At 74.7% G+C, this 20,161-nt stretch carries 21 protein-coding genes; 8 read left to right on the top strand and 13 right to left on the bottom strand.

Annotated features, from left to right (window positions below):
* The first annotated feature begins 170 nt into the window (after positions 1-170).
* The 7 genes from ACFV2S_RS08150 (at position 171) to ACFV2S_RS08120 (ending at position 8,368) form a co-directional block, all read left to right on the top strand.
* Positions 171-1,166, top strand: coding sequence for an ADP-ribosylglycohydrolase family protein (locus ACFV2S_RS08150; protein WP_385555354.1), 996 nt, complete (start codon positions 171-173; stop codon positions 1,164-1,166).
* Entirely contained in the window at positions 1,163-2,695 is a 1,533-nt protein-coding gene (locus tag ACFV2S_RS08145; RefSeq protein WP_385555352.1) for an ADP-ribosylglycohydrolase family protein, read from the top strand. The genes ACFV2S_RS08150 and ACFV2S_RS08145 overlap by 4 nt, the downstream gene beginning before the upstream one ends.
* Positions 2,661-3,827, top strand: a complete 1,167-nt coding sequence (locus tag ACFV2S_RS08140; protein WP_385555350.1) for an ADP-ribosylglycohydrolase family protein — start codon at positions 2,661-2,663, stop codon at positions 3,825-3,827. The genes ACFV2S_RS08145 and ACFV2S_RS08140 overlap by 35 nt, the downstream gene beginning before the upstream one ends.
* Positions 3,824-5,221: an ADP-ribosylglycohydrolase family protein gene (locus ACFV2S_RS08135; RefSeq protein WP_385555348.1), complete on the top strand. Its 1,398-nt coding sequence runs from the start codon at positions 3,824-3,826 to the stop codon at positions 5,219-5,221. The genes ACFV2S_RS08140 and ACFV2S_RS08135 overlap by 4 nt, the downstream gene beginning before the upstream one ends.
* A complete protein-coding gene (gene rbsK / locus ACFV2S_RS08130) occupies positions 5,218-6,138 on the top strand; it encodes a ribokinase (protein WP_385555346.1) in 921 nt (306 codons plus the stop codon). The genes ACFV2S_RS08135 and rbsK overlap by 4 nt, the downstream gene beginning before the upstream one ends.
* Positions 6,135-7,376: a CaiB/BaiF CoA transferase family protein gene (locus ACFV2S_RS08125; RefSeq protein ID WP_385555344.1), complete on the top strand. Its 1,242-nt coding sequence runs from the start codon at positions 6,135-6,137 to the stop codon at positions 7,374-7,376. Before rbsK ends, ACFV2S_RS08125 begins: the two co-directional genes overlap by 4 nt.
* Positions 7,377-7,591: 215 nt before the next feature.
* Positions 7,592-8,368 carry an HpcH/HpaI aldolase/citrate lyase family protein gene (locus tag ACFV2S_RS08120; protein WP_385555734.1) on the top strand — a complete coding sequence of 259 codons (777 nt, stop codon included), beginning with the start codon at positions 7,592-7,594 and terminating at the stop codon, positions 8,366-8,368.
* Between the two features lie 58 nt (positions 8,369-8,426).
* Here the strand turns inward: ACFV2S_RS08120 and lgt are convergent, their stop codons facing one another.
* The 11 genes from lgt to hisI all read right to left on the bottom strand — a co-directional run bounded on the left by lgt (position 8,427) and on the right by hisI (position 17,499).
* The gene (gene lgt / locus ACFV2S_RS08115) at positions 8,427-9,416 is read right to left on the bottom strand and encodes a prolipoprotein diacylglyceryl transferase (protein ID WP_385555342.1); all 990 of its coding nucleotides are present in this window, start codon (positions 9,414-9,416) and stop codon (positions 8,427-8,429) included.
* Between the two features lie 87 nt (positions 9,417-9,503).
* Positions 9,504-10,328, bottom strand: a complete 825-nt coding sequence (locus tag ACFV2S_RS08110; protein ID WP_385555340.1) for a DsbA family protein — start codon at positions 10,326-10,328, stop codon at positions 9,504-9,506.
* A 64-nt stretch (positions 10,329-10,392) separates the two neighbouring features.
* A complete protein-coding gene (gene trpA, locus ACFV2S_RS08105; RefSeq protein WP_385555338.1) occupies positions 10,393-11,214 on the bottom strand; it encodes a tryptophan synthase subunit alpha in 822 nt (273 codons plus the stop codon).
* Positions 11,211-12,449: a tryptophan synthase subunit beta gene (trpB, locus tag ACFV2S_RS08100; protein WP_385555336.1), complete on the bottom strand. Its 1,239-nt coding sequence runs from the start codon at positions 12,447-12,449 to the stop codon at positions 11,211-11,213. Before trpB ends, trpA begins: the two co-directional genes overlap by 4 nt.
* A gap of 151 nt (positions 12,450-12,600) precedes the next feature.
* Positions 12,601-12,882: a tryptophan biosynthesis modulator TrpM gene (gene trpM, locus ACFV2S_RS08095; protein WP_385555334.1), complete on the bottom strand. Its 282-nt coding sequence runs from the start codon at positions 12,880-12,882 to the stop codon at positions 12,601-12,603.
* A 7-nt stretch (positions 12,883-12,889) separates the two neighbouring features.
* Positions 12,890-13,699, bottom strand: coding sequence for an indole-3-glycerol phosphate synthase TrpC (gene trpC / locus ACFV2S_RS08090; protein ID WP_383795582.1), 810 nt, complete (start codon positions 13,697-13,699; stop codon positions 12,890-12,892).
* Between the two features lie 154 nt (positions 13,700-13,853).
* Positions 13,854-14,393 carry a DUF2752 domain-containing protein gene (locus ACFV2S_RS08085; RefSeq protein ID WP_385555332.1) on the bottom strand — a complete coding sequence of 180 codons (540 nt, stop codon included), beginning with the start codon at positions 14,391-14,393 and terminating at the stop codon, positions 13,854-13,856.
* 176 nt (positions 14,394-14,569) lie between these two features.
* Positions 14,570-14,824 (bottom strand): HGxxPAAW family protein, encoded by a 255-nt coding sequence (locus tag ACFV2S_RS08080; RefSeq protein WP_385555330.1) that lies wholly within the window; start codon positions 14,822-14,824, stop codon positions 14,570-14,572.
* Positions 14,825-14,963: 139 nt separating this feature from the next.
* Positions 14,964-15,614, bottom strand: a complete 651-nt coding sequence (locus ACFV2S_RS08075) for a TIGR02234 family membrane protein (protein WP_385555329.1) — start codon at positions 15,612-15,614, stop codon at positions 14,964-14,966.
* A 14-nt stretch (positions 15,615-15,628) separates the two neighbouring features.
* Positions 15,629-17,119: an anthranilate synthase component I gene (locus tag ACFV2S_RS08070; RefSeq protein ID WP_385555326.1), complete on the bottom strand. Its 1,491-nt coding sequence runs from the start codon at positions 17,117-17,119 to the stop codon at positions 15,629-15,631.
* Between the two features lie 11 nt (positions 17,120-17,130).
* A complete protein-coding gene (hisI, locus tag ACFV2S_RS08065) occupies positions 17,131-17,499 on the bottom strand; it encodes a phosphoribosyl-AMP cyclohydrolase (protein WP_352019037.1) in 369 nt (122 codons plus the stop codon).
* A gap of 84 nt (positions 17,500-17,583) precedes the next feature.
* Between hisI and ACFV2S_RS08060 the strand changes: the two genes are divergently transcribed.
* The gene (locus ACFV2S_RS08060) at positions 17,584-18,219 is read left to right on the top strand and encodes a TIGR03085 family metal-binding protein (protein ID WP_383795596.1); all 636 of its coding nucleotides are present in this window, start codon (positions 17,584-17,586) and stop codon (positions 18,217-18,219) included.
* Between the two features lie 4 nt (positions 18,220-18,223).
* Here the strand turns inward: ACFV2S_RS08060 and ACFV2S_RS08055 are convergent, their stop codons facing one another.
* Positions 18,224-19,456: an MFS transporter gene (locus tag ACFV2S_RS08055; protein WP_385555323.1), complete on the bottom strand. Its 1,233-nt coding sequence runs from the start codon at positions 19,454-19,456 to the stop codon at positions 18,224-18,226.
* 6 nt (positions 19,457-19,462) lie between these two features.
* On the bottom strand, positions 19,463-20,050 hold the full coding sequence (locus ACFV2S_RS08050) for an ArsR/SmtB family transcription factor (protein WP_385555321.1): 588 nt from the start codon (positions 20,048-20,050) through the stop codon (positions 19,463-19,465).
* Positions 20,051-20,161 lie beyond the last annotated feature (111 nt).

Raw genomic sequence — 20,161 nt, 5'->3', positions numbered from 1 at the left:
AGCAAGCCAGGCCGTACTTACTAAGGCCCGCCTCACTGAGGTCACCCCTATCTGGCGAGGTGTCAGCCGGGTGACAGAGACGTTTCTTCGGCGAGTTCGCGGCCCGGGGTGGCACAGATCCAGGCATCGGGGCGCCGCTGTCGGCGCCTCCACCGAGGAAGGGGCGCGAGATGGTGAACAGCACGGCCTGCGACACGCGTGAACGGGCGCGAGGGGCGCTCCTCGGCCTTGCCGTCGGCGACGCGCTCGGCGCGCCCGCCGAGAACATGCGGCCCTCCGAGATCCGCCGCCGCTGGGGCCGCATCGAGGGCTTCGTGACGGACAGCCCGGCGGGCACCGACGACACGGAGTACGCGATCTTCTCGGCGCTGCTCCTCGCCCGGCACGGGTCCGCCCTCACCGTCCACCACGTGGAACGCGCCTGGCACCACTGGATCGCCGATCTCGACGAGGGCCCGTTCCGCGGCGCGGGCTTCTCCGAGCGCGGCACCCTGGAGAACCTGCGCCGGGGCCTGGCGGCCCCCATCTCGGCCCAGCACCGCCACGCGTGGAGCGACGGCCTCGCGATGCGCGCGGCACCCTTCGGGGTGTTCGCGGCGGGCCGCCCCGCGGAGGCGGCCCGGCTCGTCGCGATCGACGGCAGCGTCAGCCACGACGGCGAGGGCATCTACGGCGGCCAGGCGGTGGCGGCGGGCGTGGCGGCGGCGATGACGGGTGCGAGCGTCACGTCCGTGATCGCGGCGGCCCTCTCGGTCGTCCCGATGGACTCCTGGACGGCCCGCTCGCTGCGCCGCGCGGTCGTCGCGGCCCAGCGCGTCCAGCCGGACCCGCTCACCCGGGAACGCCAGGTCCGCTCGGCGGTCGTCATCGGCGGCTACCCCTGGACGGACCTGGCACCGGAGGCGGTCGGGCTGGCGTTCGGCGCCTTCGCGGCGGCCCGGGGCGACTTCCGTACGGCGGTGCTCACGGCGGTCAACATGGGCCGCGACGCCGACACGACGGCCGCGGTGGCGGGCGCCCTGGCGGGCGCGGCGGGCGGCGTGGACACGATCCCGCGGGACTGGGCCTCGGCGATCGCCCCGGTGACGGGCAGCTGCCTCCCGTCGATGCGCGGCTACCACGTCCTGGACATCGCGGACCTGCTGACCCCGGAGGAGGCGGCATGAGCGCGGACGTGACGACTGCGGGCGGGATCCCGGGATCGGACACCGTCGCAGCCGCGCCGGCTGTGAACGGAACCCCGGGGCCGGACACCGTCGCCGCCGCCCGGGCTGTGGGCAATCGTCCCGCAGGGCGGGACGGGTGGGCACAGCCCCCAGTACCGGGTTCCGGCCCGTTGCTCGGTGACCCGCAGGACCACACCCCGTCGCGGGGCACGGAGGCACTGGGACTGCCTCCGCAGGACCTCACCCCGGTGCCGGGCGCCGACGAATCGAGCCTCGCCCCGCAGGGCTTCGCGCAGGGCCCCGCCCCCGTCCGCGGCACCGGCTCCTGGGGCACCGCCCAGACCGCCCCGCACCCCGACGCCCCCCGCAGGGCGACCCGCGACAGGACGGAGGGCCTGCTGCTCGGGATCGCCGCGGGCGACGCCGCCGGCTGGCCCGCCGCCCGGCACCGCGCCGCCCGCATGCCCGAATGGACCCGCCGCCTCACCCGCGAACTCGACACCTTCGCCGAGCAGAACGCGACGACCACCCTCCCCGTCCCCATCGCCCTCAACCAGCCGCCCGAGCCCCTGCGCCTCGGCCCCTCCGACGACGCCGAGTGGGCGGCCTTCACCGCCGAGGCGGTCCTCGCCGCCTCGGGCCCGCTCTTCGCCGGCCTCCCGCCGGAGCGCCGTCCGCGCGCCGCCGTCGACCTGGCCTGGAACGCGCTCGCGGGCCAGGTCGCCGCCGCCGCGGACCGCGCCCCCGAGGTGGAGTCGGCCGTGCTCCCGCTCCGCGCCCGGATCTCGGTCCGCGCGGGCCTCGGCAACCTCGCCACCGGACTGCGCCCGCCCGCCACGGGCCACGACAACCCGCACTTCTTCGACGACGCGGCCTGCGTGCGGGCCGCGGTCCTCGCCGTCGTCCACCCCGGCGACCCCCGCGCGGCCGCCGGACTCGCCGAGTTCGACGCGCGCTACACCCAGGACGGCGACGGCGTCCACGGCGCCCGCGCGACGGCGGCGGCCGTCGCCGCGGCACTCGGCGGGGCGACGGTCGACGAGGCCGTCGAGGCGGCGCTCGCCGAACTGCCGCCCGCCACCGAGATCGGCCGCAACGCCCGGTACGCGGTCACCCTGGCCCGGGCCGCCGAGTCGGCGTTCGAGCTGGTCCCGCTCCTGGAGCACCAGATCGTGGACCACGTCTACAGCTACGGCATCGCCGCCGCCGAGACCGTCCCGGTCGCCCTGGCCCTCGCCACCGCCGCCCGGGGCGAGATGACGGCTGCGGTACCGGCCGCCGCCTGCCTCTCCCGGGTCGCCGACTCGGCCCCGGCGCTCGCGGGCGCGCTCACCGGTGCGCTGGGCGGCGGCCGTTCGGTCCCGGCGAGCTGGCGGGAGGCGTGCCGGACGCTCGCGGGCTGCGCGCTCCCCCGGCTCGCGGGTACGGACCTGGTGGAACTCGCCGGGCTGCTGGGAGCCACGGAACCGGCCGCCCCAGGTGGACAATTCCGACATGACACCCACACTGGATGTGCCCACCCTGGATGACCGGATCACCGGCAGCCTCCTCGGGGCCGCCGTCGGCGACGCGCTCGGCGGCCCCGTGGAGGGCTACACCCCCGAACAGATCGTGGAGCGGCACGGCGGCCGCGTCACCGGGATCGTCGGGCCCTGGAACGGCGGCGAGTGGCGCACCGCCCGGCCCATCGCGCCGTACCACAAGGGCGACGGGCACGTCACCGACGACACCTTGATGACCCACGCGCTGATCCGGGTGTACGAGAAGGTCCGCGGCCACCTCGACGCGTACGCGGTCGCCGACCACCTCGTCCCCGAACTCATGGGATCCCCCGTCTGGATCCCGGAGCTGGAGGCCGAGGCACTCCCCCTCCAGCGGATCTTCCTCGCCGAGAAGTGGATCGTGGCCCGGCTCCACTACGGGCACGCGGACCCCCGCGAGGCCGGCAACGGCAACATCGTCAACTGCGGCGCCGCGATGTACGTGGCGCCGGTCGGCCTCGTCAACGCAGCCCATCCGGCGGCCGCGTACGCCGAGGCGATCGATCTGACGGGCGCGCACCAGTCCTCGTACGGCCGCGAGGCGGCGGGCGTCTTCGCGGCGGCGGTCGCGGCGGCCTGCGCCCCGGGCGCGACACCGGCGTCGGTGGTGGCCGCGGCGCTGTCCCTGGCCAAGGACGGGACGCGTGACGCGATCAGGGCCGTCGTCGAAGTCGCCGCCGACCACACGGACTTCGAGACCGCGCTGATCCCCCTCCGCAGGGCGGTGGCCCCCTTCGACACGGTCGGGCCCGACTACCGCGCCCCGTCCCTCGGCGCCCGCCGCCCCTCCCGCCTGCACGCGATCGAGGAACTCCCGATCGCCCTCGGCATGCTGCTCGTCGGCGGCGGCGACTTCCGCCGCACCGTCCTGGGCGCGGTCAACTACGGCCGCGACTGCGACTCCATCGCCACCATGGCGGGCGCGATCGCGGGCGCCCTGCACGGCGAGTCCGCCGTGCCCGCCGCGTGGGCGAAGCAGGTGGCCGAGGCGAGCCGTCTGGACCTGCACGCCCCGGCGCGGGCGCTGACGGAGGTGGCCCGTGAGGTCTTCGCCCGGGACAGGGACGTCCGCCGGACCCACGAGGCGGCCTTCGCGACGCTGACGAGCGCGGACCGGTGACCCTCCGCCTGACCTGGGTCCAGCCGGAGGACCTGGTCGGCCACGAGCTCCGTCAGGCGACGGAGGACGGCCGGGACGCGCACGCCCCCGCGGCCCGCTGGGCGGAGGCGGGCGGCCCCCCGGCGCCGCCCTCGGCCGGTGCCTCGGACGTCCCCCGCCCGGACCTCCGCGGTCTCGCGGAAGAGCTCCTGGACACCCTGGCGTCCCTCCCGTCGCCCCTGTCGGCCCACGAACCCACCGCCCTCCCCGCGATCCGTGCCCTGACGACGGCCGCGCCCGGGCTCCCGCGCCTGCGCGAGCACCTGACGTCCGGCGCCGGTCGGGGTGCGGGGACAGCCGCCCTCCGCGACCGGCTCCACGCCGCCTGGCTCGGAAGAGCCGTCGGGTGCCTGCTCGGCAAGCCCGTCGAGAAGCTCCCCCTGCCCGCCCTCCGCGCCCTCGCCCGCGCCTCCGGCAACTGGCCGCTCACCACCTGGTTCACGGCCCGCGGCGTCCCGCCCGGGCTGCTCGCCGCCCACCCCTGGAACCGCCGGTCGGCCGGCACCTCCCTCGCCGAGAACATCGACGGCATGCCCGAGGACGACGACCTCAACTACCCCCTCCTCAACCTGCTGCTCCTGAAGCGGTACGGCCGCGACTTCACCACCGCCGACGTCGCCCGCCTCTGGCTCGACGAACTCCCCGCCGGCCGCACCTTCACGGCCGAGCGCGTCGCCTACCGCAACCTCCTGGACGGCGTGGAGCCCCCGCTGACCGCTGTCCGCCGCAACCCCTTCCGCGAGTGGATCGGCGCCCAGATCCGGGCCGACGTCCACGGCTGGACCCACCCCGGCGACCCGGTGGCCGCCGCCGCCCAGGCGCACCGGGACGCGGTGCTCACCCACACCGCCAACGGCGTCTACGGCGCCATGTTCGTCGCCGGCACCCTCGCCGCCGCCGCGACCGGCACCACGGACGTCCACCGGTCGCTCGCCGCGGGCCTCGGTGTGATCCCGCCGCGCTCGCGCCTGGCGGCGGCCGTCCGGCTGGGCGTCACGGCGGCCCGCGCCACGGGCGACTTCGAGGCCGTCGTCGACCGCCTGCACGCCGAACTCGGCGGGTACCACTGGGTGCATGCCGTCCCCAACGCCGCGCTCCTCGCCGCCGCGCTCACCCACGCCGACGGCGACTTCTCGCGCTCCGTCTGCGCGGCGGTCTCGGGCGGCTGGGACACCGACTCCAACGGCGCCACCGCCGGTTCGGTCGCCGGACTGCTCGCCGGCCACCCCGACCGGCTGCCCGAGCGCTGGACGTCCCCTCTCAAGAACCGTCTGTCGACCTCGGTGGCGTCCTTCGACGGCATCGGCTTCGACACCCTGGCCGAACTGACACACACGGAGGCAGTACGCCCATGACCAGCATCGTCGTGCTCGGCAGCACGAACATGGACCTCGTCACCTACGTGCCGCGGGCCCCCGCCCTGGGGGAGACGGTGACCGGCCGCTCCTTCCGTACGATCCCCGGCGGCAAGGGGGCCAACCAGGCGGTCGCCGCGGCCCGCGCGGGCGCCGAGGTGGCGATGATCGGGGCGGTCGGCACCGACGACTTCGGGGCACGGCTCCGCGCCACCCTGGAGCACTGCGCGGTGGACACCGATCTGCTGCGCACCGCCGAGGGCTCCTCCGGCACCGCCCATGTCGTCGTCGACGACGACGGCGGCAACGCGATCGTCGTCGTCCCCGGAGCGAACGGCACCCTCACCTCCCTCTCGCACGGCGACGAGGCCCTCATCGGCACCGCCGACACCCTGCTCCTCCAGCTCGAACTGCCCCTCTCCGTGGTCGTCGAGGGCGCCGTCACCGCTCGCCGACTCGGCGTCCGCACCGTCCTCACCCCCGCCCCCGCACAGCCCCTGCCGCCGGAACTCCTCGCCGCCACCGACCTGTTGGTCCCCAACGAGCACGAGGCCGCCGCGCTCACCGGGCTCACCGACCCGCGCGCCGCCGCGCAGGCCCTGCTGCGGGACGTCCCCGAGGTGGTCGTCACCCTGGGCGCGGCCGGCAGCCTGTACGCGGCACGCGGCGCCGAACCGCTCACGGTGCCCGCGCCCCGGGTGCGGGCCGTGGACACCACGGGGGCGGGCGACACCTTCGTCGGCGCCCTCGCGGTCGCGCTCGGGGAGGGCCGTCCCGCCCCGGAGGCGCTCGCCTGGGCGCAGACGGCCGCCGCGCTCTCCGTCCAGCGCGAGGGCGCGTCGACGTCGATGCCGTACCGCGTCGAGATCGAAGGCGCCTTCCGCTCCCCCCACATCCTGGAGGCGGACGCCGTATGACCCCCCACGCCCCGGCCGCCGTGCCGGAGAACCCCACCGCGCCGGACGACCCCACGGGGCCCCTGCGGGGGCTGCGCGTCCTGGATCTCGCGACCCTGTTCGCCGGCCCCCTCGCGGCCATGATGCTGGGCGACTTCGGCGCCGACGTCGTCAAGGTCGAGCACCCCCGCAAGCCGGACCCCTCCCGCGGCCACGGCCCCGCCAAGGACGGCATCGGCCTGTGGTGGAAGGTCCTCGGCCGGAACAAGCGGGCGATCACCCTCGACCTCTCCTCGCCGGGCGGCCGCGACACCCTCCTGGCGCTCGCCGCCGACGCGGACGTCATCGTGGAGAACTTCCGCCCCGGCACCCTGGAGCGCTGGGGTCTGGGCTGGGAGGAGCTCTCCACGGTCAACCCGCGTCTGGTGCTCGCCCGGGTCACCGGCTTCGGCCAGTTCGGGCCGTACGCCCACCGCCCCGGCTTCGGCACCCTCGCCGAGGCGATGAGCGGCTTCGCCGCGATCACCGGCGAGCCGGACGGCCCGCCGACCCTGCCCCCCTTCGGCCTCGCCGACTCCGTCGCCGCCCTCGCCACGGCGTACGCGGTGATGACCGCGCTCACCGCCAGGACCGCGACCGGCCGCGGCCAGGTCGTCGACATGGCGATCATCGAACCGATGCTCTCCGTCATCGGACCCCACCCCCTCTGGTACGACCAGCTCGGATACGTCCAGCCCCGGACCGGCAACCGCTCCCGCAACAACGCCCCGCGCAACACCTACCGGACCGCCGACGGCTCCTGGGTCGCCGTCTCCACCTCCGCCCAGTCGATCGCCGAGCGGGTGCTGCGGCTCGTCGGCCGTCCGGAGCTGATCGACGAGCCGTGGTTCGCCGACGGCACGGGCCGGGCCGAGCACGCGGACGTCCTCGACGAGGCGGTCGGCTCGTGGATCGCCCGCCACACCCGTGACGAGGCGATGGCGGCGTTCGAGAAGGCGGAGGCGGCCATCGCCCCCGTCTACGACATCCGGGACGTCGTCGCCGATCCGCAGTACCAGGCGCTCCGCACGGTGACCGAGGTGGAGGATCCCGAGCTCGGCCCGATCAGGATGCAGAACGTCCTCTTCCGGCTCTCCGAGACCCCCGGAGGCATCCGCTGGTCCGGCCGGCCGCACGGCGCGGACACCACCGCCGTCCTCACCGAACTCGGCCTCGGCCCCGCCGAGATCGACGCCCTCCGCGAGCAAGGAGCGGTATGAGCCCTCTCAGCGGCCCCGCCGAGAACGAACGGACGGGCGCGAGCGAACGGACCGGTGCGGACGAACGGGCCCGCGCGGACGAACGGACCCGTGCGGACGAACGGACCGGCGCGGGCGGCCGGACGGGCCCGTGCCCACGGACCGGTGCGGGCGAAGCGCCCGGCGCGCCCGCCGCCCCGCAGGCCACGGCACCCCCGCGCGCGCCCCTCACCTGGCTGTACGCCCCCGGCGACCGCCCCGAGGTGGTCCGCAAGGCCCTGGCGTCCGGCGCCGACGTCGTGATCGTCGATCTGGAGGACGCCGTCGCCCCGCACCGCAAGGCGTACGCCCTCGACGCCACGGCCGACCTCCTCGCCGACGAGCACCCCGTCCCGGTGCACGTCCGCGTCCACACCCCGCACGACATCCCCACCCTGGCCCCCCTCCCCGGCCTCCGCGGCATCCGTGTACCCAAGGTGACACACGCCACCGACATCCACCGGATCGCCGGCCTCGCCCCGGGCCTGTCCCTCTACCCGCTCCTGGAGAACGCCCTCGCCGTGGAGCACGCCTACGCGATCGCCACCGCCCACCCCGCCGTGCGCGGCATCTCCCTCGGCGAGGCCGACCTCCGCGCCGACCTGGGGGTACGCGAGGACAGCGGCCTCGACTGGCCGCGCGGGCGGGTGGTGGTCGCGGCCCGGGCGGCCGCCCTCCCGCCGCCCGTCCAGTCGGTCCACCCGGACGTCGGCGACCTGGACGCGCTGGCCGCCGGCTGCGCCCGGGGCCGGGCCATGGGCTTCTTCGGCCGGGCGGCCATCCACCCCCGTCAGCTCCCGGTGATCGAGCGCGCCTATCTCCCGACCCCGCAGGAGATCGACGCGGCCCGTGAGGTCGTGGAGGCGGCCTCGCCGGAGCAGGGGGCCCTCGCCCTGCCGGACGGCCGCTTCGTCGACGCGGCGGTGGTGGAGGGCGCGCGCCGGATCCTCGCCCTCGCGGCCCGCGCGGGGTGACGCACGCGAAAGGGCCGCCGGGACCTCTCGGTCCCGACGGCCCTCCGATCAGGAGTGATCAGCTCTTGGCGGCCGATCCGGCGCCGTTCCCCGACTTCTCCGCATCGGGTTCCCCGGACGTCGCGGGGTCCGTGTCCGTGTCGGCGTCCGCGGTGGCGTCCTTCGGCTCCGCGTCCGCGGCGCCGTCGGCGTCCGCGTCCTTCTCCGCCTTCGCGCGCTTCTCGCTCTCCTCGGCCTTCCTCGGCTCCACGGTCTCCTCACGGCCCGGACGCAGCCGCGCCGAGAGCACCAGGTAGACGACCGCGAGCAGGAGGACGATGATCGCCGTCCACACGTTCAGGCGCAGGCCGAGGACGTGGTGCGCCTCGTCGACGCGCAGGTACTCGGTCCAGACGCGGCCCGCGCAGTAGGCGGCGACGTAGAGGGCGAAGGCGCGGCCGTGGCCGAGCTTGAAGCGGCGGTCGGCCCAGATGACGAGGAAGCCGACGCCGACGCACCACAGCGACTCGTAGAGGAACGTCGGGTGGTAGAGCCCGGCCTCCCGGTTCACACCGGCGCTGATCTTCAGCGCCCAGGGCAGGTCGGTCGGCTTGCCGTAGAGCTCCTGGTTGAACCAGTTGCCCCAGCGGCCGATGGCCTGGGCGAAGGCGATGCCGGGGGCGATGGCGTCGGCGTAGGCCGGGAGCGCGATGCCCCGGCGGCGGCAGCCGATCCAGGCGCCCACCGCGCCGAGCGCGATGGCGCCCCAGATGCCGAGGCCGCCCTCCCAGATCTTGAAGGCGTCGACCCAGTTCTCACCCTCGCTGAAGTACAGCTGGTAGTCGGTGATCACGTGGTACAGGCGTCCGCCGACGAGGCCGAAGGGCACCGCCCAGACGGCGATGTCGGCCACGGTGCCGGCGGTGCCGCCCCGGGCGATCCAGCGCTTGTTGCCGAGCCAGACGGCAACGAAGACACCGATGATGATGCAGAAGGCATAGCCGCGCAGCGGGATCGGTCCGAGGTGGATCACGCCGGTCGACGGGCTGGGAATGTAGGCAAGGTCCATGGCAGGTCCGACGCTACCCTGCCGGACGGGCGGGACGGCAGCCCGCCCGGCAACTTCTGGGTAACCAATCGTCCGGACCGGCCGTGGCTAGCCCGCCGACGGGGAGGCGGTGCCCGCCTTCTTGCCCTTGTTGGCCTCGGCGACCCACTTCTTGAGGTTCTCCGGGGAGATCTGCTCGTTCCCCTTGGTCGGGAAGATCGACTCGCCGTTGAGGAGGACGGACGGGGTGCCGCGGAAGCCGCCGTTCTGGAAGGCCTCGTTCGACTTCTTCACCCAGGTGTCGTGGGTGCCGTCGTTCACACAGCTGCGGAAGGCGGGCGTGTCGAGCCCCGGCACCTTCGCCGCCAGCTCGATCAGCTTCTCGTTCTTCCCGTAGGCGTCGTCCGTCTCGGGCGGCTGGTTGACGTAGAGCGTGTCGTGGTACGCGGTGAACTTCCCCGCGTCCTGGGCGCACGCGGCGGCGTTGGCCGCCCGCAGCGAGCCGCTGCCGCCCATGTTCCCGTCGATGAGGGTGGCGAGGTGGTACTCGGCCTTGAGTGCGCCGGAGGCCTCCAGCTCGTGGATCGAGTCCCGCATGACGTTCTCGAACTGGGCGCACGCCGGGCAGCGGAAGTCCTCCCAGATCGTGAGCGTCGACGGGGCGTCCGCCTTGCCCGTGGGGATGGCGGGCTTGGCGTCCTCGTCGGTCGCTCCGGTCGGCGCGACCACCGGTCCCGCCTTGTCGGAGCCGCCGTCCTTGTCGCCGCCGGCGGCGATCACTCCGACGATCGCGGCCAGGCCGAGGACACCGACCACCGCCGCCGACACGATCAGGACGCGCCGCTGCTTCTCGCGGGCCTTGTCGCGCTCGCGCTGCTGCTGGAGGCGCTCCCGCGCGCTCCGGTTACCGTCACCGCTGTTCTTCTCGCTCACGCCCCAGGCAACGAACCGGGGAGGCACATGCGCGCCTCCCCGGTCCCATGTCCACCCGAACGGGCTACGAAGCGCGGCGGACGCCCTCGGCGAGTTCGGCCGCCAGTTCCCTTACGGCGGTGAGCCCGGCCGCCTCGTCGCCGTCGGCGTCGAGGATCCGCTTCACGAACGCGGAGCCGACGATGACGCCGTCGGCGAAGGCCGCGACCTCACGCGCCTGCGTTGCGTTGGAGACGCCGAGTCCCACGCAGACGGGGATCCCGGAGGTGGCGCGGGTGCGGCGGACCAGGTCCGCGGCGGACTCGCCGACCGACTCGCGGGTGCCGGTGACGCCCATGAGGGAGGCGGCGTAGACGAAGCCGGAGCCGGCCGCCGTGATGGTGGCGAGGCGCTCGTCCTTGCTGCTGGGCGCGACGACGAAGACGGTCGCGAGACCGTGCTTGTCGGCGTGCTCGCGCCAGAGGGCGGACTCCTGGACCGGGAGGTCGGGCAGGATGCAGCCCGCGCCGCCGGCCTCGGCGAGCTCCTGGGTGAAGCGCTCGACGCCGTACCGGTCGATCGGGTTCCAGTACGTCATGACGAGGACCGGCTTGCCGGTGGCGGCGTGGGCCTCGCGGACCGTCCGCATGACGTCGGCGATCTTCACGCCGCCGCGCAGGGCGATGTCGTCGGCGGTCTGGATGACCGGGCCGTCGAGGACCGGGTCGCTGTGCGGGAGCCCGACCTCGACGATGTCGGCGCCCCCGTCGAAGACGGCCTTGATCGCGGCGATGCCGCCGTCGACCGTCGGGAAGCCGGCCGGCAGGTACGCGATGAGCGCGGCCCTGTTCTCGGCCTTGGCCTTGGCGAGGGTGTCGCCGAGCAGCTGGATGTTTCCGGTCGTCACCGGGAGCCCTCCCCGTCGTACAGCCCGAAGTAGCGGGCGGCCGTGTCCATGTCCTTGTCGCCGCGCCCGGAGAGGTTGACCAGGAGCAGGGCGTCCTTGCCGAGCTCCTTGCCGACCTCCAGGGCCCCGGCGAGGGCGTGCGCCGACTCGATGGCCGGGATGATGCCCTCCGTGCGGGAGAGCAGCCGCAGCGCCTGCATGGCGGCGTCGTCGGTGACGGCCCGGTACTCGCCGCGGCCGCTGTCCTTGAGGTACGCGTGCTCGGGGCCGATGCCGGGGTAGTCGAGTCCGGCGGAGATCGAGTACGGCTCGGTGATCTGGCCCTCCTCGTCCTGGAGGACGTAGGAGCGGGACCCGTGGAGGATGCCGGGCTCGCCGGCGGTGAGGGTGGCCGCGTGCTCGCCGGTCTCGACGCCGTGGCCGGCCGGCTCGCAGCCGATGAGGCGGACGTCCGCGTCCGGGACGAAGGCGTGGAAGAGCCCGATGGCGTTGGAGCCGCCGCCGACGCAGGCGATGGCCGCGTCGGGCAGGCGCCCGGCGCGCTCCAGGATCTGGCGGCGGGCCTCGACGCCGATGACCCGGTGGAAGTCGCGGACCATGGCGGGGAAGGGGTGCGGTCCCGCGACGGTGCCGAACAGGTAGTGCGTCCGGTCGACGTTGGCGACCCAGTCGCGGAAGGCCTCGTTGATGGCGTCCTTGAGGGTCCGGCTGCCGGACTTCACGGCCACGACCTCGGCGCCGAGCATCCGCATCCGGGCCACGTTGAGGGCCTGGCGCTGGGTGTCGATCTCGCCCATGTAGATGGTGCACTCGAGGCCGAAGAGGGCGCAGGCGGTGGCGGTGGCCACGCCGTGCTGGCCGGCGCCGGTCTCCGCGATGACCCGCGTCTTGCCCATGCGCTTGGTCAGGAGGGCCTGCCCGAGCACGTTGTTGATCTTGTGCGAGCCGGTGTGGTTGAGGTCCTCGCGCTTGAGGAAGATCCGGGCACCGCCGGCGTGCTCGGCGAACCGGGGGACCTCGGTGAGGGCGCTCGGCCGGCCGGTGTAGTTGACCATCAGGTCGTTGAGCTCGCGGGCGAACTCGGGGTCGGCCTTGGCCTTCTCGTACTCGACGGCGACCTCGTCGACGGCGGCGACGAGCGCCTCCGGGATGAACTTGCCGCCGAAGGTGCCGAAGTAGCCCTCGGGGGTGGGGACCTGACCGTCCGGGTCGGGAATGAAGAACTCGCTGGACATGCGGATGCTCCTCGCGGGGCGGGGTGCCCCGGGATACGTGGGGTCGATGGTCACGTTATGCGCGCGGGTCCCTCGTGTACGGCAGCGTCGCCCCCGTTGTGGGCATGCGTTCCGCCCTGCGGAACGATTGCCCACACGGGCAGCGGGGTGCTCAGACGTCGTACGTGAGAACGCGCGCGAGGCGCGGGCGCCATCGCATGCCGTTGACCTGGCCGGGCTCGGAGCCGATGACGTACCGCACCCGGCGGCCGTGGACGCGGCGGGCGGGTGCGCGGCAGCCGCGCGGGCGGCAGCCCCGGGCCAGGGGGGCGTGGGCGGGGACGGACGCGGCCGTACGGAGCAGGCGGCGGCGCCCCACGGAGGTCGCCGACGGCGCGCCGAGCGCCCCCCGGGCGCTGCCCGGGGGTGTCGGCGTGTCGTGGCGGGGGGTCATGGCGCGGTCAGCTCCGGCCGTGGCGCAGGGCCGGGTGGGCGCCGGCGGCGACGAGGTCGGCGACGGCGGCCTTCGGGTCGCGGCCGGTGACGAGGGACTCGCCGACGAGGACCGCGTCGGCACCCTGGTTGGCGTAGGCGATGAGGTCGTGCGGGCCGCGGACGCCGGACTCGGCGACCTTGACGATGTGCGCGGGGATCTCCGGGGCGACGCGCTCGAAGGTGGAGCGGTCGACCTTGAGGGTCTTCAGGTTCCGCGCGTTGACGCCGATGATGCGGGCGCCCGCGTCGACGGCGCGCTCGACCTCCTCCTCGTCGTGGACCTCGACGAGCGGGGTGAGCCCGATGGACTCGGCACGCTCGATGAGGGAGACGAGGGCCTCCTGCTCCAGGGCGGCGACGATGAGGAGCGCGAGGTCGGCTCCGTACGCCCGTGCCTCCCAGAGCTGGTACGCGGTGACGATGAAGTCCTTGCGCAGCACCGGGATGTCGACCCGGGCGCGGACGGCCTCCAGGTCGGCGAGCGAGCCGCCGAAGCGGCGCTGTTCGGTGAGGACGGAGATGACGGCGGCGCCGCCGGCCTCGTAGTCCGCGGCGAGACCTGCCGGGTCGGCGATCGCGGCGAGCGCGCCCTTGGACGGGCTGGAGCGCTTGACCTCGCAGATCACCTTGACGCCGTCGCCGCGCAGTGCGGCGACGCCGTCCTTGGCCTGCGGCGCCTTGGCGGCGCGCTCCTTGAGCTCGTCGAGGGTGACCCGCGCCTGCCGCTCTGCGAGGTCGGCGCGCACGCCGTCGATGATCTCGTCGAGCACACTCACGCGAGGGGCCCCCTTCCGGGACGGTGACGATGTTGATGAACCAGGTTCAGCCACTTCGATCCTATCCGCAGGACGGCCCCGGACTCGCATCGGCCGGAGTGGCGTCCCATCTGCTGGGACTCCCGACGGGGTCCCCGCGGGCCCGCGGGGGCCCTCAGGGGGCCAGCGCGGAGCCGAAGGGAAGGTTCCGGACCAGGGTGAAGAGGGCGAGGACGGCGCCGACCCCCCACCACAGGTACGGGGAGACCGCGAGGCGCATGGGCGCTCCGCGGACGGCGCGAACCAGCCAGACGACCATGACGACGGCGAAGATCCCGTAGCCGACGACGGCGAGCGCGTTGGCGCCGAGGGCGGCCGGGAGGTCGCCGTGGACGAACGCGTGGGCGCTGCGGAGCCCGCCGCAGCCGGGGCAGTAGAGGCCGGTGAAGCGGAGAAGCGGGCAGACGGGGTAGTGGCCGGGTTCGTTGGGGTCGACGGTCCCGACGTAGGCGAAGGCGGCGGCGACTCCGGCGAGGGTGCCGGCCGGTGCGAGCAGCCGCCGTGCGAGCGGGCGGGCCGGGGGCGGCGGCGGCGCGTAGGGGCCGGTCCAGGAGGCGTCCGCGGGGGCGTGCCCCGGCGGTACGGGGCCGCCCGGCCACGACGAGGGTGCGGGCAGCGCGCCGGCGGCGCCGGGGGCACCGTCACGCCCGTCCACGGGCGGGTCGGGCTCCGCTGCCGTGGCATCCGGTCGTGCGGGTTCACCCGGGTGGGTGGGGGAATCGGTCACGGCCGGGGCCGTCGGCTGCGGGTCCACGCGGTGATTCTCGCCCCTGACGCGCGAGGGCGCAGCCCGGCACCGCCGGACTGCGCCCTCGGATGCGTCGTGTCGCGTCAGGCGCGGGCCCGGACGGTCGCGGTCGCGGCCTCGCGGGCGGCGGTGACGGCCGCCGACTCCTTCGGCATGCCGAGGCCGGCCACCTTCATCGCGCCGCCGACGATGCCGCCGAGGACGATGACGCCCACGCCGGCCCAGAAAGCGGGCACGTTCGCGGCCACCATGAAGACGCCGGCGATGCAGAAGCCGATGAAGGAGATGATGACACCGGTCCAGGCGGCCGGGGTGTGTCCGTGGGCGCTGCCCGCCATGAGTTGCTCCTCGTTGCAGTTGCTCGATGGTGAGGGTCTCGCGTGCGCGGACACTCGGCGCTCATTGTCCCGCACACGGGCGCGCGAGGATGAATCGGGGGTACCGGGACGATCACGCGTCGCGCTACCGCTCCCCCGCTCAGGCTCCCTGGGTCGGGTCCTCGCCGCGGTCCAGGGCCTTCCAGAGGTCCTCGGGCCGGTCCGGGTCGGTCGTGGGGGCCCTGCGCGCGGCGCGCGGGGTGCCGGAGCGCTCGTAGCGTCCGCCCATCGCCGGCCAGTCCTTGCCGAACCGCAGGGCGAGGAGGCCGGCGAGCAGGATGAGGAGGGCGCCGGCGGCGGTCACGTACGGCCAGGCGGTGTGGGTGAGGCCGGCGACGGCGGCGGCGGTGTCGCCGCTGATCCTGGCCGCCTCGGCGTCGAGCGCGGAGCTGTCGGAGGCGCCGAGGACGGCGGCGAGCGCGGCGCCCGCGCCGCTGAGCGCGAGGAGCGCGGAGACGAGGGTGCGGCCGGTGCGCCGGACGGCGAAGACGGCGAAGAGCGCGGCGAGGCCGACGATCGCCAGGGCGGTCGGCACGCCGGTGACGGCGGCGCCGTCGGCCTGGACGGGGACGGTGCCGCCGCCGACGGACGCGGTGCCCTCCGCCCAGATCTGGCCCGCGGAGAGCAGGACGACGGTGGCGCCGAGGGCGCCGAGGAGGAGGGCCGCGGCCAGGCTGCGGCGGCCGCCGGTGGGGACGGCCACGCGGGCGGCCCGGGGCTGGGGTACGGGTACGGCACTCACGTACCCCACTATCCCCTACGGGCTCAGCCGGCGTTCATCCGGTTGGCGGTGTGGACGGCGCGGAGCACGGCCGCGGCCTTGTTGCGGCACTCGTCGTCCTCGCCGACCGGGTCGGAGTCGGCGACGACACCCGCCCCGGCCTGCACGTACGCCGTTCCGTCCCGGAGCAGCGCGGTGCGGATGGCGATGGCGGTGTCCGCGTCTCCGGCGAAATCGAGATAACCGACACATCCGCCGTAGAGGCCGCGCCGGGAGGGTTCGAGCTCTTCGATGATCTGCATGGCGCGGGGCTTGGGCGCGCCGGAGAGCGTCCCGGCGGGGAAGCAGGCGGTGAGGACGTCGAAGGCGGTGCGGCCCTCGGCGACCTCGCCGGTGACGGTGGAGACGATGTGCATGACGTGCGAGTACCGCTCGATCGACATGAAGTCGACGACCTCCACCGAGCCGGGCGCGCAGACCCGGCCGAGGTCGTTGCGGCCGAGGTCGACGAGCATGAGGTGCTCGGCGCGCTCCTTGGGGTCGGCGAGCAGCTCCTCGGCGAGGTCGTGGTCCTCCTGCGGGGTGGCGCCGCGGTGCCGGGTGCCGGCGATGGGGTGGAGCATCGCCCGGCCGTCCTCGACCTTGACGAGGGCCTCGGGCGAGGAGCCGACGACGTCGAAGCCGTTCTCGAAGCGGAAGAGGTACATGTACGGGGACGGGTTGGTGGCCCGCAGGACCCGGTAGACGTCGAGCGCGGTGGCGGTGCAGGCGGTCTCGAAGCGCTGCGAGGGCACGACCTGGAAGGCCTCGCCGGCGCGGATGCGCTCCTTGATGTCCTCGACGGCGTCCTGGTAGGCCCGTCCGCCCCAGAGGGCCGAGAAGGCGGGGAGCTCGGACGGCGGCAGGGCGGCCGGCACGGTCTCGACCGGGCGGGCCAGGTCGGCCTCCATGGCGTCGAGGCGGGCGACGGCGTGCGCGTACGCCTCGTCGATGCCGGTCTCCAGGTCGTTGTGGTTGATCGCGTTGGCGATCAGCAGGACCGAGCCGTCCCAGTGGTCGAGGACCGCGAGGTCGCTGGTGAGGAGCATGGTGAGCTCGGGGAGCTCCAGGTCGTCGCGGGTGGAGTCCCCGATCTTCTCCAGGCGGCGGACGATGTCGTAGCCGAGGTAGCCGACCATGCCGCCGGTGAAGGGGGGCATCCCCGACGCGAGGTCGCGGGGGGTGTGGAGGGTCTCGACGGTGGCGCGCAGGGCGGCGAGCGGGTCGCCGTCGACGGGGACGCCGACGGGCGGGGTGCCCAGCCAGTGGGCCTGTCCGTCCTTCACCGTCAGGGTGGCGTCGCTGCGGACTCCGACGAAGGAGTACCGGGACCAGCTGCGGCCGTTCTCCGCGGATTCGAGGAGGAAGGTGCCGGGGCGTTCGGCGGCGAGCTTGCGGTAGAGCCCGACCGGGGTGTCGCCGTCCGCGAGGAGCCTGCGGCTGACGGGGATGACGCGGCGGTCGGCCGCCAGCTTGCGGAAGGTCTCGAGATCCATGGCACGGGACCTTACTGGGAGACGGGGAGCACGTCGGCGTCGAAGCAGGTGCGGGCGCCGGTGTGGCAGGCGGCTCCGACCTGGTCGACCTTGACGAGGAGGGTGTCGGCGTCGCAGTCGAGGGCGACGGACCTGACGTGCTGGACGTGCCCGGAGGTGTCGCCCTTGACCCAGTACTCGTTCCGGCTGCGGGACCAGTAGGTGCAGCGGCCGGTGGTGAGGGTGCGGTGGAGGGCCTCGTCGTCCATCCAGCCGAGCATCAGCACCTCGCCGGTGTCGTACTGCTGGGCGATGGCGGGGACGAGGCCGTCGGGGCTGCGCTTGAGGCGCGCGGCGATGGCCGGGTCGAGGTCGCTGGGGGTCCGGGGCGTGCTGCTCATGGCGCCATTGTGCCGCGCTCCGGGGTGGTGTCCGGCGGGGCGTCCACTGGGCGGACCGCGGGCCCCGGTCGTACGCTGGCGGGCATGTCGACCCATGCGAAACGTGAACGGCTTCTGCTCGCCGATCTGTTGGAGGCGGCGGGCCCGGACGCGCCGACGCTCTGCGAGGGCTGGCGGACGCGGGACCTCGCGGCCCATGTGGTGGTGCGGGAGCGGCGTCCCGACGCGGCGGCGGGTTCTCTCGTACCGGTGCTGAAGGAGCGGCAGGACCGGGTGCAGGCGGAGTTCGCCGCCAAGCCGTACGAGGAGCTGATCCAGCTCATCCGGACGGGTCCGCCGCGCTTCTCGCCGTTCACCATCAAGCAGGTGGACGAGGGGGCGAACGTCGTCGAGTTCTACGTGCACGCGGAGGACGTCCGGCGGGCCCAGCCCGACTGGTCGGCGCGCGAGCTCGACCCGGTCTTCGCGGACGCCCTCTGGGCCCGCCTGGAGCGGATGGCCCGGCTGCTCGGGCGCAAGGCCCCGGTGGGCCTGGTGCTGCGCCGCCCGAACGGCCAGACGGCGGTCGCCCACCGCGGCACCCCGGTGGTGACGGCCTCCGGGGAGCCGGGCGAGCTGGTGATGTACCTGTACGGCCGCCAGGACTCGGCGAAGGTGGCCCTGGAGGGCGAGCCCGATGCGATCGAGCGGCTGCGGGAGACGAAGCAGCTGGGGATCTGAGGGGCTACGTCGGCAGCTCGGCGCGGCGGAGGGTCGGGACCACGAGGGCGTAGGCGCCGGACAGGGCGCAGACCGCCGCGCTGACGACGAAGACCGGGCCGGGGCCCCAGAGGCCGATGGCCGCGCCGGTGACCGGGAAGCTCAGCGGGGCGATGCCGAGGCTGCCGAGGCCGGAGACGGCGCTCACCCGGCCGAGGTAGGCGGGGTCGCACTCGGTCTGCACGAGGGCGTTGCAGAGGGCGCCGGAGAGTCCGGCGAGCAGTCCGACGGAGACCGCGACGAGGACGGCGAGGGGCAGCTCGGGGAGGTGGGCGAGGGCGCCGATCGACACGGCTCCGAGCAGCATGGTCCAGCCCATGACGGCACCGGCCCGGGGTATGCGGCCCTTGACGGTCAGCAGGAGGGAGGCGCCTCCCGCGCCCACGCCGAAGCCGGCGAGGACCCAGCCGATGCCGGAGGCGCCCCAGCCGCGCTGGTCGGAGAGGATCGCGAGGCCGACGTTGAGGGGGCCGGCGAAGCCGAGGTCGGCGAGGAGGACGACGATCATCAGCGGGCCGAGCGACCTGTGGCCGCGGAGGTAGCGCAGGCCGTCGGCGAGGTCGCGCAGGGCGGTGCGGTCACGCGCCTCGTCCTCGCGCGGCAGCGGGCGGAGCGTGAGCGCGCGGAGCAGGGGCAGGGAGAGCGCGAAGAGGATCCCGGCGATGCCGAAGGCGGTGGCGGAGCCGCCCAGGGCGACGGCGAGGCCGCCCAGCGGGGCGCCGAGGACGGCGCCGAGGCGGGAGGAGAGGCCGCGCATGCCCTGGACGCGGGCGAGCTGGTCGCGGGCGGCGATGCGGGGCGGCAGGGCGCCGACGGCGGGCAGGAAGACGGCGTCGACGACACCGAAGACGAGGGCGACGGCGGCGAGCGCCCACAGGCCGGGTGACGCGAGGAAGAGGGTCGCGGCGAGGCCGAGGACGACCAGGCAGCGGACGGTGTCGGAGGCGATGACGACCCGGCGCGGGCCGAGGCGGTCGGCGATCGTTCCGCCGACGAGCAGGAGCAGGGCGCGGGGCACGGCGGAGACGGCGGTGACGAGGCCCGCCTGGGCGGGGGTGCCGCTGCTCACTGCGGTCCAGGAGAGGGCGAGGTAGAAGACGCTGTCGCCGAGGGTGGAGGCGGTGTAGGCGCCGAGCCAGCGCAGGACCTGGGGGTTGCGGTGGGCGGGGGCCACCGTGGTGTCGGTGAGCGTGGTCATCGCCGCTCAGCCCCGGTAGGGGAAGCCGTGGAGGTGGACGGCGACGTTCTCGCGGCCCTCGGTGTCGCCGGCGGCCTCGGCGGCGCGGGCCGCCTGGTCGTACTTCCGGAGCAGCGCGTCGAGCTCGCCGCCGAGGGAGGCGAGTTCGGCGGCGGTCAGGCGCGGCAGCCACTCGGAGCTGACCGAGGCGGCGCGCCATTCCTCGGACCAGGTGTGCCGCTCGTCGAGGAAGCGGGCGTACATCTGCTTGCGCTGCTCGTCGATCGTACGGCCGAAGGCGGCGCCGGCGGCGGCGAGCTCGGGGGCGTCGCGGAGGTCTTCGTCGTGGATGCTGAAGCCGTACGAGCTGGGCTGCCACCAGCGCTCGCGCCCGTCGGAGGACTGGGGCTCGGCCTCCTCGATGAGGCCGTGCTCGGCGAGCTTGCGGAGGTGGTAGCTGACGAGGGAGACGGCCTCGTCCACCTGCTCGGCGAGCTGGGAGGCGGTGGCCGTGCGGGCCACGAAGAGGGCGCGGTAGAGGCGCATCCGCAGCGGGTGCGCGATGGCTTTGAGGGTGCCGAGATCGGTGATCCGGCGGTGCTCCGACGAGGTCATGACAGCGACCCTAGATGCGAAGGAAAACTTGCGCAACGAAAATTGCGCAACAGATCCTGCGCGTTCGGGAAAGAAGAAGGGCCCCCGAGGGGGCCCTTCGCACGGCTCGGT

It is taken from the genome of Streptomyces sp. NPDC059695, from assembly GCF_042733785.1.
Lineage (GTDB): Bacteria > Actinomycetota > Actinomycetes > Streptomycetales > Streptomycetaceae > Streptomyces.
The sequence above is the reverse complement of the archived record's forward strand: the minus strand, read 5'-3'. Positions and strand labels throughout refer to the sequence as shown.

Coding starts and splice junctions, on each gene's coding strand:
- ACFV2S_RS08150 (WP_385555354.1), top strand. CDS start 171: ATGGTGAACAGCACGGCCTGCGACACGCGTGAACGGGCGCGAGGGGCG.
- rbsK (WP_385555346.1), top strand. CDS start 5,218: ATGACCAGCATCGTCGTGCTCGGCAGCACGAACATGGACCTCGTCACC.
- ACFV2S_RS08050 (WP_385555321.1), bottom strand. CDS start 20,050: ATGACCTCGTCGGAGCACCGCCGGATCACCGATCTCGGCACCCTCAAA.
- ACFV2S_RS08140 (WP_385555350.1), top strand. CDS start 2,661: ATGACACCCACACTGGATGTGCCCACCCTGGATGACCGGATCACCGGC.
- ACFV2S_RS08060 (WP_383795596.1), top strand. CDS start 17,584: ATGTCGACCCATGCGAAACGTGAACGGCTTCTGCTCGCCGATCTGTTG.
- trpB (WP_385555336.1), bottom strand. CDS start 12,449: ATGTCCAGCGAGTTCTTCATTCCCGACCCGGACGGTCAGGTCCCCACC.
- ACFV2S_RS08070 (WP_385555326.1), bottom strand. CDS start 17,119: ATGGATCTCGAGACCTTCCGCAAGCTGGCGGCCGACCGCCGCGTCATC.
- trpM (WP_385555334.1), bottom strand. CDS start 12,882: ATGACCCCCCGCCACGACACGCCGACACCCCCGGGCAGCGCCCGGGGG.
- ACFV2S_RS08055 (WP_385555323.1), bottom strand. CDS start 19,456: ATGACCACGCTCACCGACACCACGGTGGCCCCCGCCCACCGCAACCCC.
- ACFV2S_RS08080 (WP_385555330.1), bottom strand. CDS start 14,824: ATGGCGGGCAGCGCCCACGGACACACCCCGGCCGCCTGGACCGGTGTC.
- ACFV2S_RS08145 (WP_385555352.1), top strand. CDS start 1,163: ATGAGCGCGGACGTGACGACTGCGGGCGGGATCCCGGGATCGGACACC.
- ACFV2S_RS08125 (WP_385555344.1), top strand. CDS start 6,135: ATGACCCCCCACGCCCCGGCCGCCGTGCCGGAGAACCCCACCGCGCCG.
- hisI (WP_352019037.1), bottom strand. CDS start 17,499: ATGAGCAGCACGCCCCGGACCCCCAGCGACCTCGACCCGGCCATCGCC.
- lgt (WP_385555342.1), bottom strand. CDS start 9,416: ATGGACCTTGCCTACATTCCCAGCCCGTCGACCGGCGTGATCCACCTC.